Origin of the sequence: Myroides sp. LoEW2-1 (assembly GCF_009767705.1) — a bacterium.
In the GTDB taxonomy this organism is placed as follows: domain Bacteria; phylum Bacteroidota; class Bacteroidia; order Flavobacteriales; family Flavobacteriaceae; genus Flavobacterium; species Flavobacterium album_A.
Map to the genome: position 1 here is coordinate 1 of NZ_WSPP01000173.1, position 3436 is coordinate 3436.

At 32.9% G+C, this 3436-nt stretch carries 1 protein-coding gene; it reads right to left on the reverse strand.

What is annotated here, in order from left to right; translation table 11 throughout:
* Positions 1-1029: 1029 nt before the first annotated feature.
* Positions 1030-3108: a S8 family serine peptidase gene (locus GOQ24_RS10805; protein ID WP_155093344.1), complete on the reverse strand. Its 2079-nt coding sequence runs from the start codon at positions 3106-3108 to the stop codon at positions 1030-1032.
* Positions 3109-3436 lie beyond the last annotated feature (328 nt).

Consider the following 3436-nt stretch of genomic DNA (forward strand, 5'->3'; position numbering starts at 1 on the left):
ATTTTTTATATTTTCGATTAGCGCGTTAATTCAAATCTTTCGACTTGCCTTACTCTCTTTTTGTATGCTGTTGTCCAATATGTCTTAGAACGTATTCTTCTTATTATTCTCACTTGTGTTTCAAAGCGAGTGCAAAAGTAAAACTATTTTTTAATCTCGCAAAACTTTTTTCGAAAAATTTCTTTTCCTTTTTTCTTGCGAGCCACAGTGTTTACTGAAGCGGACCGCAAAGATAATACCTTATCTTTTACTTATCCAAACTTTATTTTGTTAAAGTTTTCAAAGCTTTTCAAAGTTATTAATTCTTCTTTGCTGCTTTCTTTATATTTAGGAGCGTCTGCCTCTAGAGTCGTTATTACTTCTCTAATGCGGATGCAAAAGTAGTATCTTTTACGCTACTTCCAAACTTTATAACGCCTTTTTTTAAAGGTTTTTTTCGGAGTAACGATAACTACCTATTATGATACACGTTACAAGTGAAACTTTTTTTAGTATTTCTGATATCACAACCCTTCCCTACCTTACTTATACTTAAAGTATGTCCTATATACAAAAAGAAAAAAGATTGTAGCTTCTAAGCTAATAAATCAACAGTATAAATCCCCTCTAAAAAATTAGTTCTATTCTATATAGAAACGAAATCACCGAAATAGATAATAAAATTGACGAGATTTTAAAAGCAGAATAAGATGTCTTGCAAGAGAGGTTGGCTTGCACTTCCTTGGGGATTAGTAGCACTTTTGTAGGGGTTTTCTTGCCCAGAGAGCACTTTTGTCGAAGAAAGGTGCAAGAAACCCCCAAGCAATGCCTTACCATATCCGCAGAAAGCAATAGGTAGATCACCAATAGAAATGCGAAAATAATAAGCTTCAGGATTGAATTGAATTCACATTAATTAGATATTTATCCAATTCAGTAACTCCTATTAATATATAATTTTAAAACATTCAAAAGACTATAACATATGATAACAACAAAAAAGAGGCTAACATAATTGTTAGCCTCTTTCTACATATAGATATGATATCGTTACTGTTTGATTATACGCATTTGCTTTTTCTTCCCTTTACTTTGAACTTCTACAAAATAAATAGAACTACTCAGCTTATCGACAGGAACAACAACTATCCCATCTTCAGTACTATTATAATTAAACTCACCTACTAATCTACTATTTAAATCAAAAATACGGACACTTACAGGTGCGTCAATATACTCTTCACCCATTTTAACATTAAATGATGTTGTAGCCGGATTTGGCCAGAGCACAAATTCTAAATCTTTAAACTCCTTAGATGGATCAACAGGGTCAACAGGATCAATGATTGGCTCCTCTACAACTAAATCGTCAAACTCTCCAACAGTTACAACAAGAGAGAAATTCTGTGCTCCTGTCATCAATTCATTGTTATGAGAAACTACTATTTCATACTTTCCTGGTTCAGCTATATCGATTTCGACTTTTTCAATATTATCAACATCATTAATACCTTTAATTGCAATAGGATTCTTCCAATCTTTGGTCAATTTCCAAGGAAAATATGACACCCCGTCCTTCTTAACAACAATATCCAAATCATTAACTAAATTGGATTTGACTTTCATTTTTTCCTCATCCATATTCTCAGAAGACACTTTTCCTGGTAAATCTGTCCAAGCAAGAGTTGCAATTAATTTACGCGGCTCTTTCACATCTATTGTCTTTCTAAACTCTTGATTTGTAATCAACTTTTCTTCTAAGATAAACGCGTAATCTTTCTTTAATTCAGCAGCTTCTAAAACTTGAACCCCTGCTAAGGCATTTATAAGTCCCCAACCAAAAAGGTGGTCTGGCCCAGGATTAATCCCTGCCTCATCAGCTGTATGAGCCATTAAAGCTCTAACGGTTGCTGATTTCATAGGCGAATGATCTTTTCCAACTTTTAAAGCCCATTGTTGCCATAACAACAATACACCAGAAACAGCAGGAGCAGCCATAGATGTACCACTCAAATTACCATATAAATTAGTTTTCAATTCATTAGTACTCTTTGTTGGATTCTGATAAATAGGAGAATAAACCTTATATCCTTTAGCAGCTATATCAGGTTTAATACGGAAATCATTTGTAGGGCCTTGACTACTAAAGTAAGTTAATCGTACATCTTGTGCTCCTATATAATTAGGAACATCATGAACAGCAGCTACAACTACAACATTTTTAGAAACCGAAGTACCAGTCAACATATCCACATTTACTTTATCCGTTTTAGATCTATAGCCATGTACAGCAAAAGTTAGATCACCGTCATTTCCAGCAGCTACAACAGGTAAGTAATTATCATAATTATAAGTAACCCAATCAAACTTCTCACTCTCTGCCTCATAAGACCCAAACTTATTAGCCAACGACGAATGAAGCAAATTACCATTATCATCAAAATAGTTCAATCCATAAGAGTGATTACTAACTAACACACCTTCTTGAGCCATCTTGGTCATTTTTATAAGATCTCCATTCCAGGAATAAGACCAAATTGTAGCTTTAGGAGCAATTCCTTCAGACATACCATTAGATAGCTTTCCACCACCTGCAATGGTACCTGCAACATGGGTTGCATGCATTTTTCTCTCTTCAAAGCGCTTGTCCCTAGGTCCAGAATAGTCATTTTCTCTTTCTACTATACGACTACCACCATATTCTTCAGATGCGAAATCTTCATGATTAGCAAGCGCTAATTCACCATCAACAACTCCAGCAATCATATCTAAACCATTCAAAGAAGGAATAATTCCTTCAGGAGAATTAATTAAATCAACACGAGCAGTAACTCTTGAACCAGCATTTAATAAACGTCTATAAAGTAACATACCATTAGAGTCTATATCAAACACCTCATAGTAGCTACCGTCCCTTGTGTAACCAAAGACAGGCATATTTTGAACTTTAGCCTCTTTAATAGACCTTAAACGCCTATTCTCAATCTTAACTTCTGTTTCTCTTAAGACTTTATCTGAAAGAATAGTATAATTAGAAGTTATTTTTGCTCTTGTCTGTAAATCTTGTGCATTAAGATTAAAACAAGATAGCGGTAGCAATAATAAAATGAACCGAGTATATTTTTTCATACCATTAACAATTAAACGCGATAAAAATAGTAATAAAAAAACAAGAAACAACACTAATCACACAAAATAAAAGCATTTATATTAAACAAACCTCATTTCGACACAAACTAAATGACTTTTTAATAACATTTTGTTAACTTTTTAAATTGACGTTTCTTAAAGATATTCTTATTTGGTGCAAAACTATTAAATTTATTTAAATCAATTACAAATAAAATGTATTAAAAAGGGGATTAAATAATTAATCCCCTTTTTAATACATTTTTATTTCTCCTTAAACGAAAGCGTCATATCTCTAACTACATCATTATATTTATCTTTCTTACTC

What these genes read in the sequence shown, in the direction of transcription:
- GOQ24_RS10805 (WP_155093344.1), bottom strand. Translation starts at nt 3,108, where the DNA reads ATGAAAAAATATACTCGGTTCATTTTATTATTGCTACCGCTATCTTGT.